The following is a 22,774-nucleotide window of genomic DNA, read 5'->3' as shown; positions in this document are numbered from 1 at the left end:
CGGCTTTGTATCACCATGGATAGATCTTTCCGTTCGTCCTTGTTTAATTCCAACAACTAACTCCCCTTTCGCTATGCCAGTTGCAGGAGGATTCATACCTGTATATGACATGTATTTAAGATGTTATAAACCCATAATAATATAAATCTTTAAAAAATTCAATTAATTTTTTGGTCAGTTGTCGCCATTTTTTCCAGTTTTTCAAAAAGAAAATAGGACAATCTCATCAAAACAAATCCGATGAAACTGCCGCCGAAAAACGGCAGGAGACCTGGGAATCTACTAATTATCCAATACGGAAAGTAGAATCCGAGTGCCATGACGACAGAAAAAATCGGATTGGATAAAACGATATAGACGGTGTTTTTTACATATTGAAAGAGGGTGAGTTTAAAATGGACATAAACAGGAAAAGCATACAGCACGGCTGCTATGTAAATGGCACTTAGAATAAAAAAGAAAAAGGATAACAACAAGGACCCCAAACCGGAATGGCCACGGAAATAATGGAGATCGACAAATAGGATCACCCCGATAATAGACCAAATATATCCATATAAATTGGCCCTTAAGAATTCCTTTTTATATTCTTGTTTAAAATAGGAAAATAGACTAAAAGAAAAGTCTTCGTCCTGTATCCATTTTCTGATGGCCGATAACATTGCTGCCGTAGATGGGAAAATCCCCAATACTCCAGCGCCAATCACAATGCCGCCCATCCAAAGAAAATTAAGATAGGCAAGCATCATGGTCCATTCCATAAAACGGTGTAACTTGCTTTTCCATCCGTGCAGTTCCATAATGATGTCATTCCTCTTGCACCCTACTATTTTAATAATTCCGACTATTTTTAGAATATACTATCTATCTCTATTTCTCTATAGCAATTTTAATAAATAAACATCACTTCATGTTGTCCTTGTTCCAAATCAAGCTGAACGGTACCGTGCCCCAAATCATATTGGATCGGAATACTAGCTCCATTAACGATGATGTCTTTCGGTTTAGGTGACGTGATGGAAACTTTTGTTGTGTCTTTCAAACCAATATAAAAATAATCCATTCCGTTTTGGAAAGTGGCGGTTAGAGTGATATTTTTTTCGGACCATACCCAGGTTTGGCCGTCTGTCTTAAGCAAGGAACCATTGAGGATCGCCAGTTTTTCAGGCCTGTCACTCCCCTGTCCCCATGATACCCAGCCGAATTCCCCTGTTAGGGATGCTGGCGTGTCTTCCGTTTCCTTTTGGCCCATCTCTTCACCGTTAATTAGCACGTAATCGGATGTCCCACCGGATGGATTTTCCACTTTTAATAGCACCGTGGAACCATGTACCGTGCCGGAAAAAGCTCGATCAGTTACCGCATTTTTATTATGATGAGGAATCATTACCGTCACTTGATTTACCTGGCTGCTGCCGGAATCTGCGGATACTTCTATATAGGAGCCGTACTGTTCGGCACCTGGATATTGCTTAATCTCCTTTTCCATTCCGTTTGGACTGAACGTGTACAGGGAAACAGAGGATTCCTGGCCGATTATATCGAATATGGCGGCATTTGTCCGGTCCCCGGGGGCCAATGTCTTGCCTTCCGCTGCAATCGTGGATGTGGTGTGATAAAGAAAAGAAATGGTGTCCTTCGGTTGATCTTTTGCAACACGGTCGACGAGTACATAGAAACGACTGTCTAAATGGGCAATGGTTCTATGCCATTCCGCGACCTTGCCGTCATAAGCGCCGCTCGCATCCCCTGTGACATACGAAAACGGTGATGATAAAAAGGAATCCACCATTCGGCTGTTGCCTCTTTTCGTTTGCCCTAAACCATTTACCAGCAGGCTATTATGTCCGACTGTTCCGAGAGTAAACTCCCTTCTTGGCCCCTCCACGTAATCCTGATAGCCTGGGTTCGTCAGCAGCCACTCCCCGGCAACGTGCAGCACGAAATTGTTCTGGTCAAAGTGATTATGGTCCTTTGCGGAAGAACTTGAAACAAAGGCGAGGAAATGATCCTCCTTCTCCCATCCGCTCCTAAGGGCCGTCCATCCTACTATAGGGAACACCGAGGACATTTGATTCTTGTAAAATTGACTGGGTCCCTGAGGATGCGGAATCGATTTTAAATACAGCAAGGTGTCCAGTTTACTGCCCGTAAATTCGTGCACATACCAGCTGGCCGCCTCGTGATGATTGGTGGAAGCCAGAACAGCCATTAAATACGATATATCCAATTCATAAAACGAATCAGAAAAATTCACAAAGCTCGATTTTCCTCCGGTCCCCATCATGTACAGGAAAAGATCTGGAAGAGTTTTGAAATAGGCATGGCTTATAAAAGTGCTGTTTCCTGTCGCGCGTTGCAGGATATCGGAAGCCATCAAAATATGGCGGGCCGCCACGTTTAGGTATAACAATCCCTCAATTTCCGGGTCCTGCAGCCGGTTATCTAAATAGCGCAGGATATACCCATAGGAATTTTTCAAGAAAGGTTCCACTCGAACCATGCACTCTTCATCCATCACCGCAAGGGAACCTACTAACATCGCTACCTGTTTAGAGGCGATAATGTTATGGCTGTCGTGATTGTCAAAATCAATGGTAAACGGCTCAAGGCCTTTTGTGATCAATGATTCTTTTATGATGGTTTTTTCGGAATCGGAAAGCATGTGAAAAATGGCATCATACCCGATGGCAGCACCAAGGGTAAAATGGGCATTGCTAAGATTCCCTTCCGCTCCTCTATGGGGAAATTCATACCATCTGGAAAATTTGGCTAATGCCAAAAGGTATTCCTTTACCTTTTCTGCGAATCTGGCATCACCAGTCATCCCGTAGGCAAACGATAATATCTTTATTCTCTCCTCAACCGCCCGCGAATACATGGTCCAAAAGGGAAAATCAACATAACCTGGAGGGTCTCCAACCGGTTCCAGCTGTTTCAATGGCAACGTAATGGTTAACTCCCTGTTGCAGCTCGGATATGCGACCGTGAACCCGGTTTCTGCTGCATAATCATTTGCCAATTCGAGCGCTTTTCCCCACAAACTTTTGAAATCTATTTTTCCATCTTCCTGCTTTCGGTTTACCCTTCCTTTAATGGCGTCAATTTCGATTTCATTGAATAAAATTCTTGGATGGGGTCTCCATGCAGTTAATACTTGTTCGATATTCATCAACATCCCCCCTTGGGCACCTCACTAAAGATGTTTTTATAGATTCTGATCTATTAGACCTTCAATTCTTTTACAAGCGTCATCCGCTGTCTCCATGTTTGCCCACAAAAAGTGCAGTTCCTTCTCAATCAATTTTTCTTCAGGAATGGTCACATTCAGGTCTCTAAACGTCTGCGCCGACTGCATGACCTTTTTAAAAGCATGATAATGATCCGGATGAACGCCTTGGCTTAACAGGTAAGGGTCCTCTGCCACAAACCGCAGCACCGGAATCGTGCATCCATTTTGTTTAATCATGGTCTGAGCTTCAGTGCTCACCATATAGCTGACAAGCGCTTGGGAGGCTTCCTTCATTTTACTGTCCGCGTTAATCCCCAACGCCCCTCCGAGCAGTAAGGTGGCAGGCACTTTGTTTTCGGGCGGAGGCAGAATATCCCATTTAATTTGATGATTTCTGAACTCATTCATAAAATAATAGGTTGTTAAGATCATGGCCGCCCCTTCCCGCATAAACAAATTCTCCGCCAGCTCATTGCTGCCATGAGAAAAGATGGGGGATACCTGATGCCTATACATCAAATCCACACAATACTCTAATGCTTTACTGTTCTCCGGGCTATCGAACACGGATTGGGAACGGTCATCCTTCATGAATTTCCCGTTATTTTGCAATAAGAACACCGGCCAGCGGTTAAAGGAGGAAGAAAAACAGAAGCCATATTGGTCAATCAACCCCTTTTCATTGACGTCCCTTGTGCATTTACGGGCCAATTCCAGGAGATCCTCCCAATTGTTAATTTCAACATTTTTGGCAATCCCCGCCTCTTCAAACATCCGCTTGTTATAGCAAATCATCACCGGAGAAAAGACAAACGGGGTCACAGGCATCTTTCCTTCAAATTCAAACATCTCAAATACTTTGTCATAGCTGTCCTTTTCAGGCTGAAAATGTTCAGGCAAATAGGGATCAAGTAGATTCATCCGCCGGGATTCAATCAACTGGCGATAATGGTAATCCGATACCATAAAAACATCCGGCCCGTTTCCATGCTTGATGGCTTGTGTTAAGTTATAAACATATTGATCATTAGGAATAATTTGAATTTTTACTTTAATAAAGGGGTTAAGCTGCTCAAAACGCTCGATAATTTTTTCCACAATATCAATCTCGTAAGAATGGGAAAACCATCCCAAGGTAATTGTTTGTTTTTGAGTCTCAACAGGCAGCGTGACCCTGTTGCCTTTTCCAGGGATTTTTTCAATAAGCCCTTCGTCTACCAGTTCCGCCAACGCCTTGCGGATGGATACCCTGCTCAAATCATATTGCTTGCTTAATGTATTTTCAGGAAGAATGAATTCGCCCGGCTTAATATTTCCGGAGATGATTTCATCCTTTAATTCGTGGATAAATTTGTTGTAGCGATCCTCAAATTCACTTTTCCGTTTCAGCAATACATACATCTCCTATACAGGTTATTGCCCTTATTTTATATGAGAATGTTAACTTTTGCAAAGAAATCCAGGATTCTGAAATTCTATTAAAACATCCCTTTTAATACAGCCAATGATCCAGGAAATCATAGGCAGATTCTCTCACCTGTACAGGAAAATCATGTCCAAAATCGCCCATCATATAGGTAAACTTATCCCCTTCGCCCAGCCATTGATACAACCGGCATACATCCGCCAACGCTTGGGATGCGGGAAGAAAATGGGGAAAAATCGGATCATTTTCCGCTATCGACATAAACAACGGGGTGGGCGCCGCCAGTCCCGCAACTTCGTTAAATTCAAAAGGAACCTTTCCCTTGCTGATATAATCACTGATTTTCGGGAGGTGCGAAAACCACTCCCTCTTCCCCCAGCGATGCCTCTCAGGATCACGGGTAAAAGTAGAAAAGCCGCAGCTGCACACCACTGCTTTTACCCTTTTGTCGATCCCCGCCAAAAAATAACTATTATAGCCCCCCAGAGAATGGCCTATGACGCCAATCCTATCTTGTTTGACCATCGGCAATTTCTCGAGCAGGCTGATTCCTTGTTGGTGGTCCGCCAACATTTTACCGACCGCGGACCATTCGGGGTGGTTCCTGTAAAAGGTTTTAGTATGGAACGCTTTGTCCTCTGGGAGAACCCGCTCACCGGCTGTTATAGTATCAGGAGCCAGCACCACGTATCCCCTTTTGACCAGTTCATAGGCATAGCGCCTGTTCTCCCGGCCGCTCGGAAGGCTAATATCGTCTTTTCCGTTTTCGCTTGTCGGATGCAAGGCAAGGACCGCAGGAAACCTCGTTTGGAATTCCGTCTTGCCGGAAAACAGCAAATGCAAAACGTCCTTTTCAGTTTTCAACTCCATGGTTCTATCGATTTTCGGAATCAGGATGTAAGCAGGCACCCAATCATCCATCGCTGTTGAATACCAGAGCTTGATCCGATAGTGGTCTTCTTGAAGCGACCATGAAATGATTCTTTCCTTTGGTTCCGAGATTGCCGGAAGGCCGCCGATACAATCCATCCAGTTTTCTAAAATCGCTGTCCGCTTTGCTCTCCAATCTTCGACCGTCTTGATGCCTTGCAGCAGTGGGGGGATTCCTGTCTTTTCTAACACTTCCAAGTCATGCACCCTACTCCTCCCCTTCCGTGCAAGTTGACTGGCCTGGAGCGACCGATACACTGCATAGCCTGCTATGGCTTCCATAAAAAATTTCATTCTGATGAAGGACGATGCCGCTGGTGGCCTCCATTTTTAAAGGAAGAATTTCGTAGGACTTGGATAACCCATCCTGTAATGGAATACCGAGTAAAGTATGGCTCAATAGACAATAAAGGGTGTTGGTTTCCCTGTCATGAACAAAACCGTTACGGACAATAACACCCCAGCGGGATAAATCTTCTTGATATAAAATTTTTCTAGTCAACACGTCACAGACAAAATAAATAGATTCACTGGTTAAACAATGGACGCGGTCAAAAGAATCAACAAACAGCTGCGAAATTTCCCGAGCATCTTCTATGGGGACAAACCGATCCACAACCCGTTTACTTCCCCAATCCATCACAAAAAGTTGGCCTGCATGGGCTTTAGGTTGGGCTCCACCTGGTGTTTCCATACTGGTCCCCCCAACGACATCGCCGGAACTTAATTCCCCTAGGCAAAGGGTGCTTTGATAAGGAGCAATACTGTGATGCGGGAGAAGGGTATTTTTTCTTTTTTCCACATCAAAGATGCCCAAACCGCCCCCCACCATCCCATATCCGGGAAAGCCGCCCCATATGATGTGCTGTTTGTCGCTATGTGCCAAGGCACAGCGCGGCCGGTGAATCTCTTCCGCCACCGTTTCTATTTTCGGATTTCTTCCTTTCCTTAATGGTTTATCCAGGTCGAAGGAATAGAGTTTTCCTTCCGGATAGGCAGCCCCGTACAAGAAGTTCCCTTGCAAAGCATAGGCGGCAATATTTCCGCCGCCCCCTCTGTCTATCACTTCTCCCCCGAAATTCGTTAGTTCCCCTTTGGAGATGTCGAAGCGGTAAAACTGCAGGGGATGCATCGAGGTGCCGTAAACGCAGCCGTCCGGCCCGCCAAACAAAGTGGAAAGTTGGGCACCTTCCGATTGGTATTGGAGTCTGACTTGTTTCCTCTCCTCCGTTAACCTGCATTGGAAATGGACATACCCTTCCGAAAGGCTGTACGATTCCACCCGAAAAGGGGTTTCCTCGTTTCGATGGATGCGCCGGAACCCATTGCCTGAATAATGGGAAGATGCGACTTCATCAGGATTTACCATGCCGTATTCACCGCCGGAAAGTTCCAACCACCTTAGAGCGCGGCCGGCCTCCTTGAGGTCGGCGGCTTCCCAATGTCCATACACCCTTCCGTCTCGCCCCGAGTACACATATCCGGTTCCTTTTTGTCTTTCTGAGGATGGAACGAGGCTTTTTCGGATGTGTTTTTTAGGGTGGAACGCGATTAAGTCTTTCTTTTCGGTTCCAATCCCAATATAAACCCATCCTTGCTGGTCCACAGCCAGTGTGCTTGGATATTTTTCCGTCGAATCCATCGACCCGTAATCGGTTATTTTTTTTGTATATGAATCAAAACGGAACAGATGGCAATGGGGGTAAGAGGTAAAGTACATACCTCCATCCCCGCTTTCCGCAAAACTGTACCCGACAATTTCCTCCCCATTTTGAATTGCTGCATGGTAAATGAACTCTTCCAAAAACGGGTCCAACACCATCAACATATGGGCTGCACCCGTGAAGAACAATCCGTTGCTGCTGTAGGATGAGTAAGGATATTCCCGGTTTCCTTCTGGAAAAAATACTTGCTTAACCGCGCCCGTTGCCGGGTTGATGATGACGACAAAGCCTTTTGCTACAACGACAAAGCGGCAATCGGTTTCGGTTCTCCAGCAAAAGGCTGCCGTCCGCGCTTCTTGAGCAGGTACCGGCACCCCATGATCTTTAAACACTGTACCCATTCGATTATCCGCTCCTCTAACTGGCGTTCTGTGGGCCATTTGTGGAAACGGCCTCTTTCCTATCCACCGCAAAATAGGAGGCGACTTTTCGGATGGCTGTGATCATGTCTTCTATATCCCCGTCGGTATAGAATTCATCCAAATTCAGCCGGATGGCCGTGTTCAGGATGTTTTCCGCGTTCGGACAGCTTCCGGGTGAGTAATCATAGTCACCTTGGTCAAAGGGATAATGACTGTTTAGGTACGCCTGTTTTTTCTGAAACAATTGGTTGGCGTAAAGAACTTTGGGAATATAACCCGCTTGGTTGGGGATTCCTTCCGCAGCCAAAGCTTCCGAAAATTCCTCCCTGGTGCAAGACAACTGTTCCAGGTTCAGGGTAAACATGTAAAACCAGTAGCTGCACCAGCTATCACCGGTTATTTTCATGGGAAAAATCCCATTTACATTCTTTAACCCCTGATTTAGCCGATCGCCAAGGGTGTTCCTTCTTGTGCAAATCCAGTTAAGTTTCTTTAGCTGCGCAATCCCCACCGCCCCTTGAAGCTCCGTCATCCGATAATTGGGGGCAAGGTATTCCAAATCCTTCGTTACTGATTGGCCGATTCGGTGATAATTTTTATCCGCAAAAGCGTGGGCCTTCATATAATCACTTTCATCCCCCGAATTGATGGTGACCATTCCGCCATCTCCGGTGGATATATGTTTAAAATCATTTGTGCTGAAGCATCCATAATCCCCGATTGTGCCTGTTAACCGGCCTTTGTAGGTGGCAAGATAACTTTGGGCACAATCTTCAATCACTTTGAGCTGGCGCTTATTGGCCAGTTCCATGATCGGATCCATATCGCAAGGATTGCCCGTCAAATGCACGACCAGGATTGCCTTCGTCCTTGGAGTTATTTTCTTCTCGATCGCTTCAGCCGTAAGGTTGTAACTATGCGGGTCCAAATCGGCAAACACAGGGACAGCGTTTTGGTACAGAATGCCAATCACCGTTCCTTGATCCGTGATCGGGCTGGTGATCACCTCATCGCCCGCTGTCACGCCTGCCGCCCCGAGAGCAACATGTATCGCTGCGGTTCCGGAAGAGGCTGCCACACTGTATTTCACCCCGTACATTTGATTAAAATCGTTTAGGAAATTTTTTACTTTATGGCCGAAATGGTAAAACAGCGTGTTTTGCTCCAATGCCTCCAGCAATTCCTTCGCCTCTTCCAAGCCGAATCGCTTGCCGGTTCCGAAGGAGGTCGTTTTCACCTTTGGTCCGCCATGTATAGCAAGTGTGTTTTGATCCATCTTTACACCCCCATCAAGCCTCTTTTGGTATGTTTACAGTCAAGGTCATCTTCATGCATGGGATGCCAAACCGTTCCACGATTTCATGTTCCTGCTTCCCATCCTGCACAACCGTATTTCCGACCGGAATGAGAACACAAAGATCATCACGTTCCGCGACGCCCGTTGCCACGGCTTCCCCTGATTCCCACTTCAGTTCGATATTCCGTCTTCCTCTTTCCCACTGATTAATTTGCCGGGATGTCCAAAAGGTGAATCCCTGGCTTTTGGCTGTCCTAATTACTTGAATAATCGCTTCCCGGACCTTTGGCTGGGTATGGATATGGTATTGATGGAACAGAAAATGCGCCACGCCATTCACTCTTTTTACCCCGTCCAAAAACGGCTGAATCACCGTGGTGTCTGCCAGGGCATGATGATTTAAATCCTGTGTCAGGAACCCGATTTCCAGCACATCATAAAAGCGGTTTTTCTCATCGGCCCAGGCAACCGGGAAAAATGGATGACTGGTGCCGAATAAAAACCCGATATTGCCTTTTTTGCTGGGACCCCGTGACTGATCGACCTGGATTCCGTGGTTTTCACACCATCGAAACAGTTCGCCCCACCCTTCAAAGCGGGTATAGTGATTTTTGTTGCTGACCACGTCTTGGATACCAGCGGCATTCCGAAGCCATTCCAACTGGTGCGAGAACGCTTCCTCCGACCATATGCCATCCTCCTGCTCGAGCGCATTGTAATGCATAGCCAGCTCGTGCCCGTCAGATTGGATTTGCTCATAAACCTCGCGGCTGAATCCTGGAGCAATCATGCACCACGTGGTATTAACGTTTTCCGCTTTTAGGGTTGATAATGTCAGTTTGGCCGACTCATCCACGTTCAGGTCACTGTCATGGGAAATCATGGCCATTTGGCTGATACCCGCAGGCCAATAATCAAGGATCGGCAGCGTCATTCCTTTTTTCGTTACAGTGGTTAACAGATGCTCGATAAGGGCCTCCCGCCACAGATCCGCGTATGGGTGCGGAAAGTACGGGGTATCCGTTTCTGTCGTGACCCGGTCTAAAACCCAATCTAATTCAAAGCCGTCATCCGCTTTTAAAATTCCTTCATCGAGGTTGGCGGATCCATCGGGAGCCGGGATGCCATCTTCCGTTATCGGCAGGGTTCCTTGCTGCAAACCAACAATGGCTTGTGGAATGGGAACGGACCAGCGTTCAATCCGGCCAAGGCCGTAGTCAATTATTTGCAAAGCAGGAAAGTGTGATTGGTCGGTTCCTTGATTGGTTTGTTTCAAGTAACCTTCCCCGGTAATTGTTCGTTGCGGATTTACCCAATAATCAGCTGAAAGGAAACGGAGCGGCGTGCTTTGGTTGAGAAAGCCGTTCAAAAAGGCATAGCCCTTTTCCATCGCCGGACTGGAGGATACTCCTAGCAGCTGTTTCAAGCCATCTAATCCCCCGTAAGAGATGGCAACCCCTCCTGAGCGGATGTAGTTAAGAAGTTTTTCACTCGTTTCCTTTGCATCCCCGCACAAGGCTGCCACCAAGACATCGAAGGATTCGTATTCATCCTGGGTATCTACTTTTTGATAAGGAATCCGCAGATGATCCAAAACTTCGAATATATAATTTTCAAATACATTTGTCCCCTTCGACCAGCGGGCTTGAGCTTCTGTCCGGTCAAACAGGATTCCAATTTGGGCCATTTTCATTCTATCACATCACCTGTTCGTAATTTTTAGTTTATATACATGTATACGACATGTATAAATGTTAATTTAATAGTATTATATTTCCTCGATAAATTCAACGAATTGTTTAAAAATTCTATAAATACTGCTTGTACTTTTATAAAAAAATCTCGAGGATCGCATTGTATCCTCGAGACCAGATAAGCCGACTTTATTTGTTTATACCGCCCCTGTTGTTTACCCATACAGAAATCGGTTCGGTTTTAACGGTCACACCGTCAAGCGTAATCGTTGCGGTTACTTCTACCCTTCCGCTCCTCAGTGCCGTAATGACACCATTTTCAATGGATAATACGTCTGGTTTGTTTACTTCGTAGTCGATCGTGGCGCCGGAAAATTCATGGGTGGTTCTGCCTTTTTCCAAGTACCCTTTTAGTTTTATGGCGGTTTGATCCCCGACAGTCAGCTGTTGGTCCCCTATTGCCATCTCGGCTTTTGTCAGCTTAACCAGCAAGGATTCGTCACTATACTGGTAAAGCCGGTTGCCGCTGGATAAATAGAAAGAGCCAAAATCGTCCTGCGCTAAAAACTCAACATTCCCCGCCAGAAATTCATATTGTTTCGTAACGGTGTCGTATTTAAAAAATTTGCCGCCGATAATCCCGTAGATGTTGTTGTCTGTGCCAAACTCCAGTGTTGCGTTTCTCCAGTTGCTGGTGGTGTCTTCATCAAGGGTGATTGCAAAATCGACCTGGTTATTGGCGGGATCTAATGAGAATAGGGTCCCGTCCGCCATGCCCCAAATTTTTCCGTCCGGGCCGACTTTTAACTCGCTTACCGCGCGCTTCCCTGGCACAGGGACAAACTCGGCCGTTTTCTCGTTCTTTTCAATGTCCCAAATGAATACCTTACCTTCCGTGGTAGTCGGGACGGAGCCCTGGCCGCCGGCAATGGTCGTTCCTCCATACACCTTGCCGTCCTTATAGGCAAGAGTCACAATGCTTTGATCCTTCACGAGATTCCAATGCGTCACAGGAGTACTTTGAGAACCTGGCGTGTAAATGGCAAAGGCACCGCCTAAGAATCCGTTTTTCGGAACGGTCCCAATAAACAGCTTGTTATACTCGTCTACCCCAAGCATGGCAAAAGGCCGGTCTTGCGGTGTATAACCAGGGATATCTTCATTTTTTTCGAGACTAAATATTAAATTCGGATTCAATTGATTGGAGTCGACGCGATTCCATTCTTTAAACGGATCAAACTCGTAAATTTTCGCGTTCGGATAGAGCCCTAAATACATTTTATTATTTAAGATCGTCATTCCTTCGCTTTGCCCGATGCCATCATAATTGATGTTTTTGCCCATCGTGGGAAGATAGGCGCCCATATTGCCCGGCAGATATCCGGTGCTGTAAATTTTGCCATCCGGCCCTTTCAGCAGATCGTGGATTAATGCCGGTTCCGATGGCATAGTTACATCGGTCAGTTTCAGTTTCCCTGTTTCCAAATTGTATTTATAAACTTTCCCGCTGTTACCAGAAAGGCCGACTAGCGAGTAGCCCGGGAAACCGTCTTCTTTTAACTGGACAAATTTATAGCTTACGGCACTTCCTTTTAGATCGGCGCCTAAATTTTTGTAAGTATTGTTATCCAAGTTATATTCGAACAAAATGCCGTTGTGGGTGAAATAAATCTTGTTGGCAATCGGTGATTTTTCCGAAATCCCCCGTGAGGAGGCCGGAATATTGACGGACTTTTCACCGGTATCTCCATTTACCGCCTCGACTAGTTCTCCTGTTTTCGTATCCAGGACAAACATTTCATAGTTCGCTTCCTTGCGGCCAAACAATTTTCCGTCGACTAATTTCATGTCATAGACCGAGATGATATCCGAATATTGTTCAGGCAGGATATCTTTTTTCTCTCCAGTATCCAAATTGTATTGAATCAGACTTGCTTTATTGCCCACACCCGCGTAAAAGACGTGGTTTTCTTCATCAAGCGCGACACTTCGCACCCAGCCCTGACCTGGTACCATGGTGCCATAGCTGGTGAACTGGCCGTTTGCCGGGTCGTATTGATACACGCTCCCAGAGCCGTAAGTACCGCCGTAAATTTTTCCGTCACTGGAAATATCCATCGGGTACAGCACGGCGTCTGAACTGCTGACCGGGAATCCCAGATTTACCAGCTGATCTGTTTCTGGGAGATACCTGTAAAGATAGCCCTTGTTGTAGGCTCCCAAGTATACGGTACCGTCTGAAGCGACTTTAACGGCCCATGCGCCGGAAGTATCTTCAAGCGGATAGCTTTTTACCACTTGCTCTGTATTGATGTCCACGATGGCAAACTTCGCGGGCGCCCCTGCCACCACAGTGTATAAGACGTCATTTCCATTCTTGTCTTTGCCAATATCCCCCATCATAACCGTGGTTTTCGAAACTTGGATTCCCAAGTCCTTGCCCACCTGTTGAATCGGGACAATCGGCTTGGCTTCCGTCAAGGAAACGTCGTCAAAATAAAACGTGCCGGTAACCCCTTTGGCGGAGTACAATAACACAGCTACCTGGGCGGCCCCCTCCGGCGCTGTGGCGGTGACCTTGATATCAGCCCAGGACGCCGGCCCTTTTAGAGTTTGATTGGTTCCTGTCATGTATTTGCCGTCTTTATCAAAGAACCGCAGATAAATTTCCCCCGTTCCCGTAGATGTTGTCTTCATTTTTGCACTGGCTGTATACACCCAACCCGAATTTACAGGCAATGATTGGCTGATTTCACCGTAGTTGTCGTTTTTACTGTTGTCCTTAATTTCCAGGCTTTTCTCCCCTGCATATTTTTCAGTATCCACAACCGAAATGCCGGTCGTCCCAAATGTTTGTGTCCAACCGGGAATTTTCCCGCCTTGAAACGGTTCCTCAAATCCTGCATTGGCCAGCTGGAGATTGCTCCCCGGATTTTGCGCTGCTTCGGATTTCAGCAAAAAGGGGTTTAATAGCTGCAAAACCAGTATTGCGCACAAAAATACTATGAAACTATGGATTGTTTTCATAACCTGCCTCCATCTCATTTTTTAGGGAAAATCTTAAAAGTACACCTCCTGTTTCAAAAATAAAATACATGTATAAAACTTGTATTTATAACAAAATTAGTGTAAATTATTAGAATAGTCAATAATTTTTACATAGTATTATTGACCTATCTTATGTATCTATTAAAAATATGAGGTGAATGTATTGAAGACAATGGAACAATTAGATCAGTTTATGACCATTCCTTCAGAAGGGCTTATTCAAGACTTTTGCCAGCTTGACGGGGATCTCATGATTCTTGGTGTCGGCGGAAAAATGGGACCTGCCCTTGCCAAAATGGCAGTCAGGGCCGTAAAGGAAAGCGGTGTACTAAGAAGAGTGATTGGCGTTTCCAGGTTTTCCTCCGGCACTCTTCAACAGGAACTCGAACAAGCCGGAGTCGAAACCATTGCCGCGGATTTAATGAATGAATTTGACCTTCAAAACCTTCCTGATGTGAAAAATATCATCTTTATGGCTGGCACTAAATTTGGAACAACCGGGAACGAACATTACACCTGGGCCATGAATACCTACCTTCCTGGCCGGGTTGCTGCAAAATTTAAAAACTCACGATTTGTAGTCTTCTCAACTGGAAATGTGTATCCCCTTGTGCCCGTTTTACAAGGTGGCTGCGATGAGAACTATCCGGTTAATCCGATTGGGGAATATGCCCAGTCCTGTCTGGGCCGGGAGAGAATCTTTACCCATTTCTCCCATCAGAATCAGACACCGGTCACCATTTTCCGTTTGAATTATGCGATTGATATGCGTTATGGAGTGATTTTGGAAATTGCCCGTCAAGTTTACGAGGGCAGGGATGTGGATTTAACCATGGGTCATGTGAATGTCATCTGGCAGGGAGATGCCAATGATTATGCCCTCCGCTCACTTTCGATCGCGAACACCCCGCCCACATTATTAAATGTAACCGGACCTGAAACAATTTCCGTACGGTGGCTTGCAAACCAATTCGGCCGGGCCTTCAACAAAGAGGTGCATTTCATCAATGAAGAGCAGTCTACCGCCCTTCTGAATAACGCTGCGAAAGCTCACCAGCTTTTCGGTTACCCTAGAGTTTCACTCAAGCAAATGATTTCCTGGACGGCGGATTGGGTTTCATCCGGCGGCCAAGTCATCGATAAGCCTACCCATTTCCAAGAACGGCAAGGGGCATTTTAACATGTTAAAAGCGGAGATAAAAAAACTGTTATTTGAAGGTACCGTGATTCCGGCTCACCCGTTGGCATTGGATGAAAACAGGAATCTGGATGAACCGGCACAAAGAAGGCTGACCCATTATTATATGGAAGCAGGTGCCGGTGGAATTGCGGTAGGTGTCCACACGACACAATTTGAAATCCGCGACCCGCAATTTAACTTGTACGAAAAGGTTTTAACGCTTGCGGCTGAGGAGATTCAGAAGAAAAAACTGAATCGGCCGTTTATTAAAATAGCCGGTATTTGCGGACTGGTGGAGCAAGCTATTAAGGAAGCAGAAACAGCCAAGTCCCTTGGGTATGACATGGGGTTGCTGAGCAATGGCGGGCTGACGGATTTATCAGAAGCCGAGATTCTTGATAGGACCAGAAAAGTCGCGGAGATTATCCCTGTTTTTGGTTTTTATTTACAGCCGTCTGTTGGGGGCCGGAGTCTGTCTTATTCCTTTTGGAGGGAATTTGCCGATATCCCGAATGTGTTTGCCATCAAAATAGCCCCGTTCAACCGGTATCAAACCCTGGATGTGGTTAGAGCCGTCTGCCATTCTTCGCGCCGTGATGAAATCGCTTTATATACGGGGAATGACGATAATATCGTCAATGACTTATTAACCACCTACCGGGTCAATGTCAACGGGGAGTTTGTTGCTAAGAAAATCATCGGCGGTCTCTTGGGCCATTGGGCAGTATGGACGAAAAAAGCGGTAGAATTATTTGAAGAGATTAAAAGGGTAAGAGATTCTGACATCGTTCCTGCCTCTCTTTTGACTCTTGGACAGCAAATTACCGATGCAAATGCCGTCCTTTTTGATGCCGCCAATGATTTTCATGGCTGTATCGCAGGGATCAACGAAGTTTTGGCAAGGCAAGGACTCCTGAAAGGAAATTGGTGTCTGCTGGAGAAAGAACGACTCAGTGAAGGCCAAAGCGAAGAAATCGACCGGATTTACCGGGAGTACCCGTATTTACATGATGATGAATTTGTCAAACAGTTCTTGCTGTCATCAGTTAAATGATACATTAACTTCGAGAACTGTTTATAAAAGAAAGCTGAACTCTTTTATTTTGTAAAGGGTTCGGCTTTTTGTTGGAGGGGAACAAATGAATAACCTTAAGATCGGGATGATTGGTTTAGATTCGTCCCATTGTATCGAATTCACTAACCTGTTAAACAACCCGCAGCACTCTTTTCATGTGGGCGGAGCAGTCATTAATTCTGTCTATCCCTTTTATTCAGAGTATCTCCCGCTCAGTAAAAATCGTTTTCCGCAGTTTCGGGATAAGATGAAAAGCCAATTTTCTATTAATATGGTGGATTCTATTGATGAATTGGCACGCTCCAGCGATGGAATTTTGATTACGGCAGTTGATGGAAGCAAGCATCTTTCTTTATTCAAAGAGCTGCTGCCATATAAACTCCCTGTATTTATTGATAAACCATTATCGTACTCCCATGAGGAAGCCAAGGAACTGTTATTTCTGGCTCAGAAATATGACATTCCCCTAATGAGTTCTTCCTCCCTTCGATTTGCTGATTCTTTTCACAAATTTGTTACCGCAAACCGAGAGGATGTTACTGGAATGTATGTGCATGGGCCGCTTCCCATGGAAGAGGGTATTCCAGGCTATCTATGGTATGGAATCCACATGATTGAAATGGTGGTCGCTGCGATGGGAGTGAATATCGAGAAAATCCATCTGCATAAAAATAGCCAATATGAAACAGTCATTTTAGAATGGGCAGATGGCAGACACGCCATCCTTCACGGGGAATACCAATGGCACCCACGCTTTGCCGTCACACTGCATACCAACCATGGATACCAAAACATAGAAATCGCCAAAGACAAAAAACCCTACTACGCAAGCCTTCTCGAACAAATCGTCCCATTCATAAAAACCCGGAAAAGCCCCGTCCCACCAGAAGAAACACTCGAAATCCTACGCATATGCTGCGAAATCAACCAAACACGCGCCCTGTCCTCCACTGCGGTGAAGCGCTAATTGAGTGGGGGACAGGCCCCCGCCGCGGTAAAGCGTTAATCTGCCGGGGAACTGTCCCCTTCTTTGTCCCCGCCTTGGCTATAAAATTCAATGACTTTCTTGGCCATTTCTTTTATAGCTTCCTGTAGGGAAGTGGGATGAATGATTTTGATCTGGTTTCCAAAGCCCAGGATATATTCTGTTGCTTCTTGTTCTGTTTCAAAACGGAGGGTTGCTGGGTACCATCCATTGGCGGTTTTTTCCTCAACATGGATGACCTGCACAAACCGTCCGGTAAATCTTATTCGGTTCATAATCAATGGGGAAATTTCCACCTCAACCGAATAGGTCGGCATGCTTTCAACGAATGATTGGGTGGACTCTTGCCAATAATCTTCTAAATTGAAGTCTTTCGGCCGAATGAATGGTTCTTCCACAAGTGATGCCGCAAGTATTCTTGATGCCCGATAATTTCGGATTTTTTCATCAGAACGTGCTATCAAATACCAGGTACTTCCTTTAGCCACTAATCCCAACGGCTCCACAGTTCTGTTGAGCAGCTCACCATCTGCACGCTGATATTCGATTTGAAGTTTTTTGTCTCCCCAGATGGCTTGTTTCAGAGTTACAAATGTTTCCACTTTCTCCGGTGCTTGTCTCCATCTACTTGTGTCCACATGGATCCGATTCCATGCATCAGCTGCATTTATTCGCATCGGTGTAGGAATAGACGCCATCAATTTTTGTCGAGCTTCTTTCCAATTGTCTGTAAAGCCCAAATCATCAAGAAGCTGGAACGACGGCGTGATAAACAAGGACTTTATTTCATTGGCTTTTAAACCAGTAAGATTGGTACGATATTGCTCCAGCAATCTCCATCCCCCCATCTTCCCCCTGTCCGCCACAACGGGTATACCGGCTGCGCTTAATGCTTCCATGTCCCGGTGAATCGTCCGCTCGGTTACCTCTAATTCCTCCGCCAATTCTTTTGCTGTCATTTTTTCGCAATTTTGCAATAACAACAATATTGATATCAGTCGGTCCGCCCTCATAAATGTCCCCTTTTAAAATAATGAATATATGACAAAAGGTGTCTACATTAAAGATTATACTATAGGTAATTCTAAGTTTGGAAGGTGATGGAAATGAAACATTTACAGGGGAAAGTAGCTCTAGTCGCAGGCGGCACAAGAGGTGCGGGTCGTGGAATTGCAATGGAATTAGGTGCAGCAGGTGCAACTGTTTATATAACTGGCAGGACAACTAGATTTAATCAATCTGAAACAGGGCGGCCCGAAACTATTGAAGAAACTGCAGAGTTAGTAAATGAATTGGGTGGTAGAGGAAAAGCTATCCAAGTGGATCATCTTGTTCCACAGCAAGTTAAGACATTAATCAAACGAATTGAGGCAGAACAAGGAAAATTGGATATTTTGGTCAACGATATATGGGGCAGTGAACATTTAGCAGAATGGGACCTTCCTGTTTGGGAGCATTCTTTGGATAAAGGACTAAGAATGATGCGGTTGGCAATCGATACTCATCTCATCACTAGCCATTACGCCCTTCCATTGTTAATCAAACAAAAAGGCGGTTTAGTCGTGGAAATGACAGACGGCACGGAGGAATACAACCAAAACCGCTATCGTGTATGTCTGTATTATGATTTGGTGAAGAATTCGATTATCCGGTTGGCCAAGTCTTTGTCCCACGAGCTTAGCCCTTATGAGGGAACAGCGGTAGCGCTGTCGCCTGGGTGGATGCGCTCAGAATTAATGTTAGATGTGTATGGGGTAAAGGAAGAAAATTGGCAGGATGCCGTAAAAAAAGAACCACATTTCGTCATCTCCGAAACTCCCCGTTATACTGGAAGAGCCGTAGCCGCCATTGCCAAGGACCCTGATAAGCACCGTTTAAACGGACAGTCACTATCAAGCGGACAGCTTGCCAAAAGGTATGGGTTCCACGATATAGACGGCTCCCAGCCAGACGCATTCAGATACCTTGAAGAAGTACTAGAAAAAGGAAAGCCAGCCAACGCCGAAGGATATCGCTAACAAGGGGGCCTGTCCCCCACTGCGGTGATGCTTTAACGTGGCGGGGGTCAGGCCCCCGCTGCGTTAATGCGCTACTGCTTTAGAGTATTTCGGCAAATTCGGTTACTAGTTGTTCGAATCGGTTTAAGGCGTTGGCGATTGGTTCCGGGGTGGTGAGGTCTACGCCTGTTTTCTTAAGGAGTTCGAGCGGGTAGTCGGAGCTGCCGCTTTTTAGGAATTCCAAATAGTGTTCTTTTGTTCCCGGTTCGCCAGCCAGAAGCCTTTCGGCAATATGGATGGCTGAGGCGTAACCGGTGGCGTATTTATAGACGTAAAATGGCCGGTAGAAGTGCGGAATCCGTGACCAGCCGTATTTGACTTCCTCATCAAAGACCACAACTTCTCCTTGATATTCCCTGAATAAGGATTCGTAGACTTGATTGAATGCTTCCACATTCAACGGCTTGCCTGCTTCAGCCATTTCATGGGTCACCTTCTCAAACTCGGCGAACATCACTTGGGTAAAGAACGTCCCTTTGAATTGGTCAATAAAATGATTCAGCAAATGTTTCCGTTTCTGTTTGTCTGTTTCCTGTTCCAGCAAATAATGAATCATCAATACCTCATTGACGGTCGATGCGACTTCCGCCACAAAAATGCTATAACCGGCCGAGATTCTTGGCTGGTGCTTGCTGGAATAATAAGAATGCATAGCATGGCCGAATTCATGGGCCATGGTAAACATGCTGTCGAGATCGTCGTGATGGTTCAGCAACACAAACGGATGGACCCCATAGACACCCAGATTATAAGCGCCCGAGCGTTTCCCCGGCGTTTCCCGCACATCAATGTAGCGGGCATCTTTAAAAGTCTTTAGTGTATTGATATAGTCGTCACCCAGAGGAGCCAGTGCCTTTAAGATGGTTTCAAACGCCTCGTCATAGGAGATTTCCCACTTTACCCCTTCCGTTAAAGGAACACTGAGATCGTATTGACGCAATTCCTCGATTCCCAGTTTTTCCTTCCGGAGCTCGCTATAGCGGTGTAACGGACCAATATTCGCTTTGGTGGCCTCAATCAAATTTTCATAAACTTGCTTTGGCACCATGTCACCAAATAAACCTTTTTCCAGTGCGGAAGGATATTTTCGTAGCCGGGATAAGGTAACGTTCGTTTTAATATTGGCCGCAAGGGTTGAGGATATCGAATTCTTTAACTGCAAATAGGGTTGGTAATATGCTTTATAGGCTTCTTGGCGTTTGCTTCGGTCTTCATCTTCAATCCATTTGGAGTACATTCCCCTGGTTAATTCAGCCTTACCCCCATCCTCCAGCGTCACTTCCCCAAATTTGATGTCAGCGTTATTGAGCATGTTATAGGTTTGGCTTGGTGCAGAAAGAGCTTCCCCCAGATTGGACAAGACTTCTTCCTGCTCTTTGCTTAAAACGTGTTTTTTATACCGGTAAGAATCGAGCAAATCCTCTTCATAATATTTCAAGCGTGGCACTTGGGCAATATACTGCTTTAGTGTGCTCTCCTCAAGGCTTAAGAGAAACGGCATAAAAAACGACGATGCCGCACTAATTTTTACAGCAAGCTGCTTGGCTCGGTCTACCAAAGCTTGTGCCGCGGTATCTCTTGTATCAACATCTGCCTGCAGCATTCCATATACGTATACGAGATTAAATTTGGCCGAAAGTTGTTCTTTCTCCGATAAATATAGATAAAGGGATGTTCCATCATGAATGGCGCCATCATATTTCTTAATCCTTTCAACCATGCCTTCAATGGCACGATAATCTTCTTCCCATTGCTCCATTGAAGAATAAATATCATCGAAATTCCACTTCTCATAATCAGGCACTTCCGCCCTCGATTGATAGGTCTTCAACCTACAATCCCCCCTCAAATAACATCCAGCCGTTTCCAGCCTATTGCACTATTTTACCATGTTTATAGGCGTCGAATCCATTGTGGGACAGCTCCGTCCCTCCGCTTTATTGCGCTGCCACTTTAAATTGCCGGGGGCCTGTCCCCCAGCTCTTCACCGTGTTGCCACATTAATGGAGCAAGTTCAGCTCCTAATGTTTGATTATTGTGTAAGAAATGTTATATTAATATTGTTAATTTTAGAAATATATAATTTTTTCTTCAGGAGTGAGCAGCTTTGTTACATAAGTTAGGTTTGGACGAAAAGTATTTGCATGGGTCTTTTAGCAGGGATTATGAGCCAATTTTGACGGTGGATTCTGGGGATACGGTTCAATTGACGACGCTGGATATTCAGTGGGGATATTCTCGTTCGAAGGGTGAGGAACGAGTCGTCTATCGATCTCGTGAAAAGGAAGCAAAACCGGGCCACCCGTTGCTTGGTCCCATTGCGGTACGCGGAGCAAAGCCAGGCATGGTTCTCGAAATCAAATTGAATGATGTGGTACCCGCTTGGTACGGACGGAATTGGGCTGGCGGAATCAAAAACTATCAAAACGATAGCGTAGGCATTTCCGAATCGGAACGGGTTCAGGTAGACTGGGAATTGAATTCCACTACGATGACAGGTACCTGTCAAATCGGAACCAAAACCTTTCATGTCGGCCTTAGTCCTTTCATCGGTTTAATGGGTTTGGCCCCTGCTGAACCGGGTGTCCATACGACTACACCGCCACGTTATGTAGGAGGAAATATCGATTGTAAGGAGCTAGTAAAAGGCAGTAGCCTTTTCTTGCCAATAGCTGTTGAGGGCGCCCTGTTTTCCATTGGAGATGGACATGCCCTGCAAGGGGACGGCGAAGTCTCCGGTACCGCAATTGAATGCCCAATGGATTTAGTAGATTTCACGTTAATCGTGCACGAAGATCTTAACGTAACCATGCCGAGAGCAAAAACTCCAGCAGGCTGGGTTACTTTTGGTTTTAATGAGGATTTAAACGCGGCCACCTCTGAAGCCTTGAATGCTATGGTTGAACTGATACAAGAGTTTTATCACGTTGAAAAAGCCGAAGCGATGGCTTTGGCGAGTGTCGCTGTTGATTTGCGAGTCACACAAATCGTGAATCAGGCAAAGGGTGTACATGCATTCTTACCTCATGGGGCAATTAGATAGATTCGACAGTTGGTGCAGGTTATCCGACAGTTGGACTAACCTATCCGATAGTTAGAGCACGTCATCCGACAGTTGGGGTGCCTTTTGCGACAGTTGAAAGTTTTCCGACAGTTGGTGCTTGTCATCCGACAGTTGAAGCATCCGCCTACGCCAGTTGACCGGATTTTCCTATAGACCAGCAGCAAACCACCAATAAGGATGGATCCTCGTGACCCATCCTTATTTACTACCCTATTAACCTTATAGTGGAGCTTTGGAATCTGAATTTAACTATCGGAATATGGGTGCCTTCCTAGTATTTGTTCGTGTTCTCTTTCTTTCCTGACAGCCCATTCTTTGTTGATGATCCCCAATAATTCTTCTTGTTTCTTAAACAAAATTCTCCTGAAGTCTTGAGTATTATCTCGATTATCCAACTCAAAATCCAATGCCATGCTAAACGTAATGCCGTCGAAAACATGAAACAACAATTCGTCCAACTCTTCAGTTGTAACCCTTTTTAGTTCTACTCCTCTTTCGACAATGATATAATGGTAACCTTTTTGATCAACCTCTATATGAGGTCTCGCAAAATCTTGCGAATACCCGTATGTTGGATGCAAATGTAAAGGTGCGTGAATGGACTGTGCATGTCTTTCTATTAACTCTTTTATCTCTTCAAGGCTTTTTCTACTCAATTTCAAACCTCCACTTTTTGGTTTCTAGACTGTGATGTATTCTA

General features: G+C 45.5%; 16 protein-coding genes. 5 read left to right on the top strand and 11 right to left on the bottom strand.

Going from position 1 to position 22,774, the window contains the following annotated elements:
* Nucleotides 1–158 precede the first annotated feature (158 nt).
* The 8 genes from ACY8D0_RS07595 to ACY8D0_RS07560 form a co-directional block, all read right to left on the bottom strand.
* The gene (locus ACY8D0_RS07595) at nucleotides 159–800 is read right to left on the bottom strand and encodes a YesL family protein (RefSeq protein WP_462409871.1); all 642 of its coding nucleotides are present in this window, start codon (nucleotides 798–800) and stop codon (nucleotides 159–161) included.
* A gap of 89 nt (nucleotides 801–889) precedes the next feature.
* Entirely contained in the window at nucleotides 890–3,172 is a 2,283-nt protein-coding gene (locus tag ACY8D0_RS07590) for a heparinase II/III domain-containing protein (RefSeq protein WP_462409870.1), read from the bottom strand.
* Nucleotides 3,173–3,208: 36 nt separating this feature from the next.
* On the bottom strand, nucleotides 3,209–4,624 hold the full coding sequence (locus ACY8D0_RS07585; protein ID WP_462409869.1) for an extracellular solute-binding protein: 1,416 nt from the start codon (nucleotides 4,622–4,624) through the stop codon (nucleotides 3,209–3,211).
* 100 nt (nucleotides 4,625–4,724) lie between these two features.
* Nucleotides 4,725–5,795: an alpha/beta hydrolase family protein gene (locus ACY8D0_RS07580; RefSeq protein WP_462409868.1), complete on the bottom strand. Its 1,071-nt coding sequence runs from the start codon at nucleotides 5,793–5,795 to the stop codon at nucleotides 4,725–4,727.
* Nucleotide 5,796: 1 nt separating this feature from the next.
* On the bottom strand, nucleotides 5,797–7,653 hold the full coding sequence (locus ACY8D0_RS07575; RefSeq protein ID WP_462409867.1) for an NHL repeat-containing protein: 1,857 nt from the start codon (nucleotides 7,651–7,653) through the stop codon (nucleotides 5,797–5,799).
* Nucleotides 7,654–7,669: 16 nt separating this feature from the next.
* Nucleotides 7,670–8,950: a DegT/DnrJ/EryC1/StrS family aminotransferase gene (locus ACY8D0_RS07570; protein ID WP_462409866.1), complete on the bottom strand. Its 1,281-nt coding sequence runs from the start codon at nucleotides 8,948–8,950 to the stop codon at nucleotides 7,670–7,672.
* Nucleotides 8,951–8,963: 13 nt separating this feature from the next.
* Nucleotides 8,964–10,664, bottom strand: coding sequence for a polysaccharide deacetylase family protein (locus tag ACY8D0_RS07565; protein ID WP_462409865.1), 1,701 nt, complete (start codon nucleotides 10,662–10,664; stop codon nucleotides 8,964–8,966).
* A gap of 190 nt (nucleotides 10,665–10,854) precedes the next feature.
* Entirely contained in the window at nucleotides 10,855–13,692 is a 2,838-nt protein-coding gene (locus ACY8D0_RS07560) for a carbohydrate binding domain-containing protein (RefSeq protein WP_462409864.1), read from the bottom strand.
* 184 nt (nucleotides 13,693–13,876) lie between these two features.
* Between ACY8D0_RS07560 and ACY8D0_RS07555 the strand changes: the two genes are divergently transcribed.
* The 3 genes from ACY8D0_RS07555 (at nucleotide 13,877) to ACY8D0_RS07545 (ending at nucleotide 16,935) form a co-directional block, all read left to right on the top strand.
* Complete coding sequence (locus tag ACY8D0_RS07555) at nucleotides 13,877–14,893, top strand: NAD-dependent epimerase/dehydratase family protein (protein WP_462409863.1); 1,017 nt, start codon at nucleotides 13,877–13,879, stop codon at nucleotides 14,891–14,893.
* Nucleotide 14,894: 1 nt separating this feature from the next.
* Complete coding sequence (locus ACY8D0_RS07550; protein WP_462409862.1) at nucleotides 14,895–15,947, top strand: dihydrodipicolinate synthase family protein; 1,053 nt, start codon at nucleotides 14,895–14,897, stop codon at nucleotides 15,945–15,947.
* Between the two features lie 85 nt (nucleotides 15,948–16,032).
* Nucleotides 16,033–16,935, top strand: coding sequence for a Gfo/Idh/MocA family protein (locus ACY8D0_RS07545; RefSeq protein WP_462409861.1), 903 nt, complete (start codon nucleotides 16,033–16,035; stop codon nucleotides 16,933–16,935).
* Nucleotides 16,936–16,970: 35 nt separating this feature from the next.
* On the opposite strand, the gene ACY8D0_RS07540 is transcribed toward ACY8D0_RS07545, so the two are convergent.
* Nucleotides 16,971–17,966: a helix-turn-helix transcriptional regulator gene (locus tag ACY8D0_RS07540; RefSeq protein WP_462409860.1), complete on the bottom strand. Its 996-nt coding sequence runs from the start codon at nucleotides 17,964–17,966 to the stop codon at nucleotides 16,971–16,973.
* A gap of 93 nt (nucleotides 17,967–18,059) precedes the next feature.
* Here ACY8D0_RS07540 and ACY8D0_RS07535 point away from each other — a divergent pair, with 93 nt between their 5' ends.
* On the top strand, nucleotides 18,060–18,971 hold the full coding sequence (locus ACY8D0_RS07535) for an SDR family oxidoreductase (protein ID WP_462409859.1): 912 nt from the start codon (nucleotides 18,060–18,062) through the stop codon (nucleotides 18,969–18,971).
* Between the two features lie 79 nt (nucleotides 18,972–19,050).
* Here the strand turns inward: ACY8D0_RS07535 and pepF are convergent, their stop codons facing one another.
* Nucleotides 19,051–20,841 (bottom strand): oligoendopeptidase F, encoded by a 1,791-nt coding sequence (gene pepF / locus ACY8D0_RS07530; protein ID WP_462409858.1) that lies wholly within the window; start codon nucleotides 20,839–20,841, stop codon nucleotides 19,051–19,053.
* Between the two features lie 276 nt (nucleotides 20,842–21,117).
* On the opposite strand from pepF, the gene ACY8D0_RS07525 reads away from it, so the two are divergent.
* Nucleotides 21,118–22,053: an acetamidase/formamidase family protein gene (locus ACY8D0_RS07525; RefSeq protein WP_462409857.1), complete on the top strand. Its 936-nt coding sequence runs from the start codon at nucleotides 21,118–21,120 to the stop codon at nucleotides 22,051–22,053.
* 266 nt (nucleotides 22,054–22,319) lie between these two features.
* Here ACY8D0_RS07525 and ACY8D0_RS07520 read toward each other — a convergent pair whose 3' ends face one another.
* Complete coding sequence (locus ACY8D0_RS07520) at nucleotides 22,320–22,730, bottom strand: Imm63 family immunity protein (protein WP_462409856.1); 411 nt, start codon at nucleotides 22,728–22,730, stop codon at nucleotides 22,320–22,322.
* Between the last annotated feature and the right edge of the window lie 44 nt (nucleotides 22,731–22,774).

Source organism: Neobacillus camarae (genome assembly GCF_054950115.1).
Note: the sequence above shows the minus strand (reverse complement) of the source record. Positions and strands in the feature narration are given on the sequence as shown.

What these genes read in the sequence shown, in the direction of transcription:
- ACY8D0_RS07535 (WP_462409859.1), top strand. Translation starts at nt 18,060, where the DNA reads ATGAAACATTTACAGGGGAAAGTAGCTCTAGTCGCAGGCGGCACAAGA.
- ACY8D0_RS07550 (WP_462409862.1), top strand. Translation starts at nt 14,895, where the DNA reads ATGTTAAAAGCGGAGATAAAAAAACTGTTATTTGAAGGTACCGTGATT.
- ACY8D0_RS07590 (WP_462409870.1), bottom strand. Translation starts at nt 3,172, where the DNA reads ATGAATATCGAACAAGTATTAACTGCATGGAGACCCCATCCAAGAATT.
- ACY8D0_RS07575 (WP_462409867.1), bottom strand. Translation starts at nt 7,653, where the DNA reads ATGGGTACAGTGTTTAAAGATCATGGGGTGCCGGTACCTGCTCAAGAA.
- ACY8D0_RS07545 (WP_462409861.1), top strand. Translation starts at nt 16,033, where the DNA reads ATGAATAACCTTAAGATCGGGATGATTGGTTTAGATTCGTCCCATTGT.
- ACY8D0_RS07560 (WP_462409864.1), bottom strand. Translation starts at nt 13,692, where the DNA reads ATGAAAACAATCCATAGTTTCATAGTATTTTTGTGCGCAATACTGGTT.
- ACY8D0_RS07565 (WP_462409865.1), bottom strand. Translation starts at nt 10,664, where the DNA reads ATGAAAATGGCCCAAATTGGAATCCTGTTTGACCGGACAGAAGCTCAA.
- ACY8D0_RS07595 (WP_462409871.1), bottom strand. Translation starts at nt 800, where the DNA reads ATGGAACTGCACGGATGGAAAAGCAAGTTACACCGTTTTATGGAATGG.
- ACY8D0_RS07540 (WP_462409860.1), bottom strand. Translation starts at nt 17,966, where the DNA reads ATGAGGGCGGACCGACTGATATCAATATTGTTGTTATTGCAAAATTGC.
- ACY8D0_RS07570 (WP_462409866.1), bottom strand. Translation starts at nt 8,950, where the DNA reads ATGGATCAAAACACACTTGCTATACATGGCGGACCAAAGGTGAAAACG.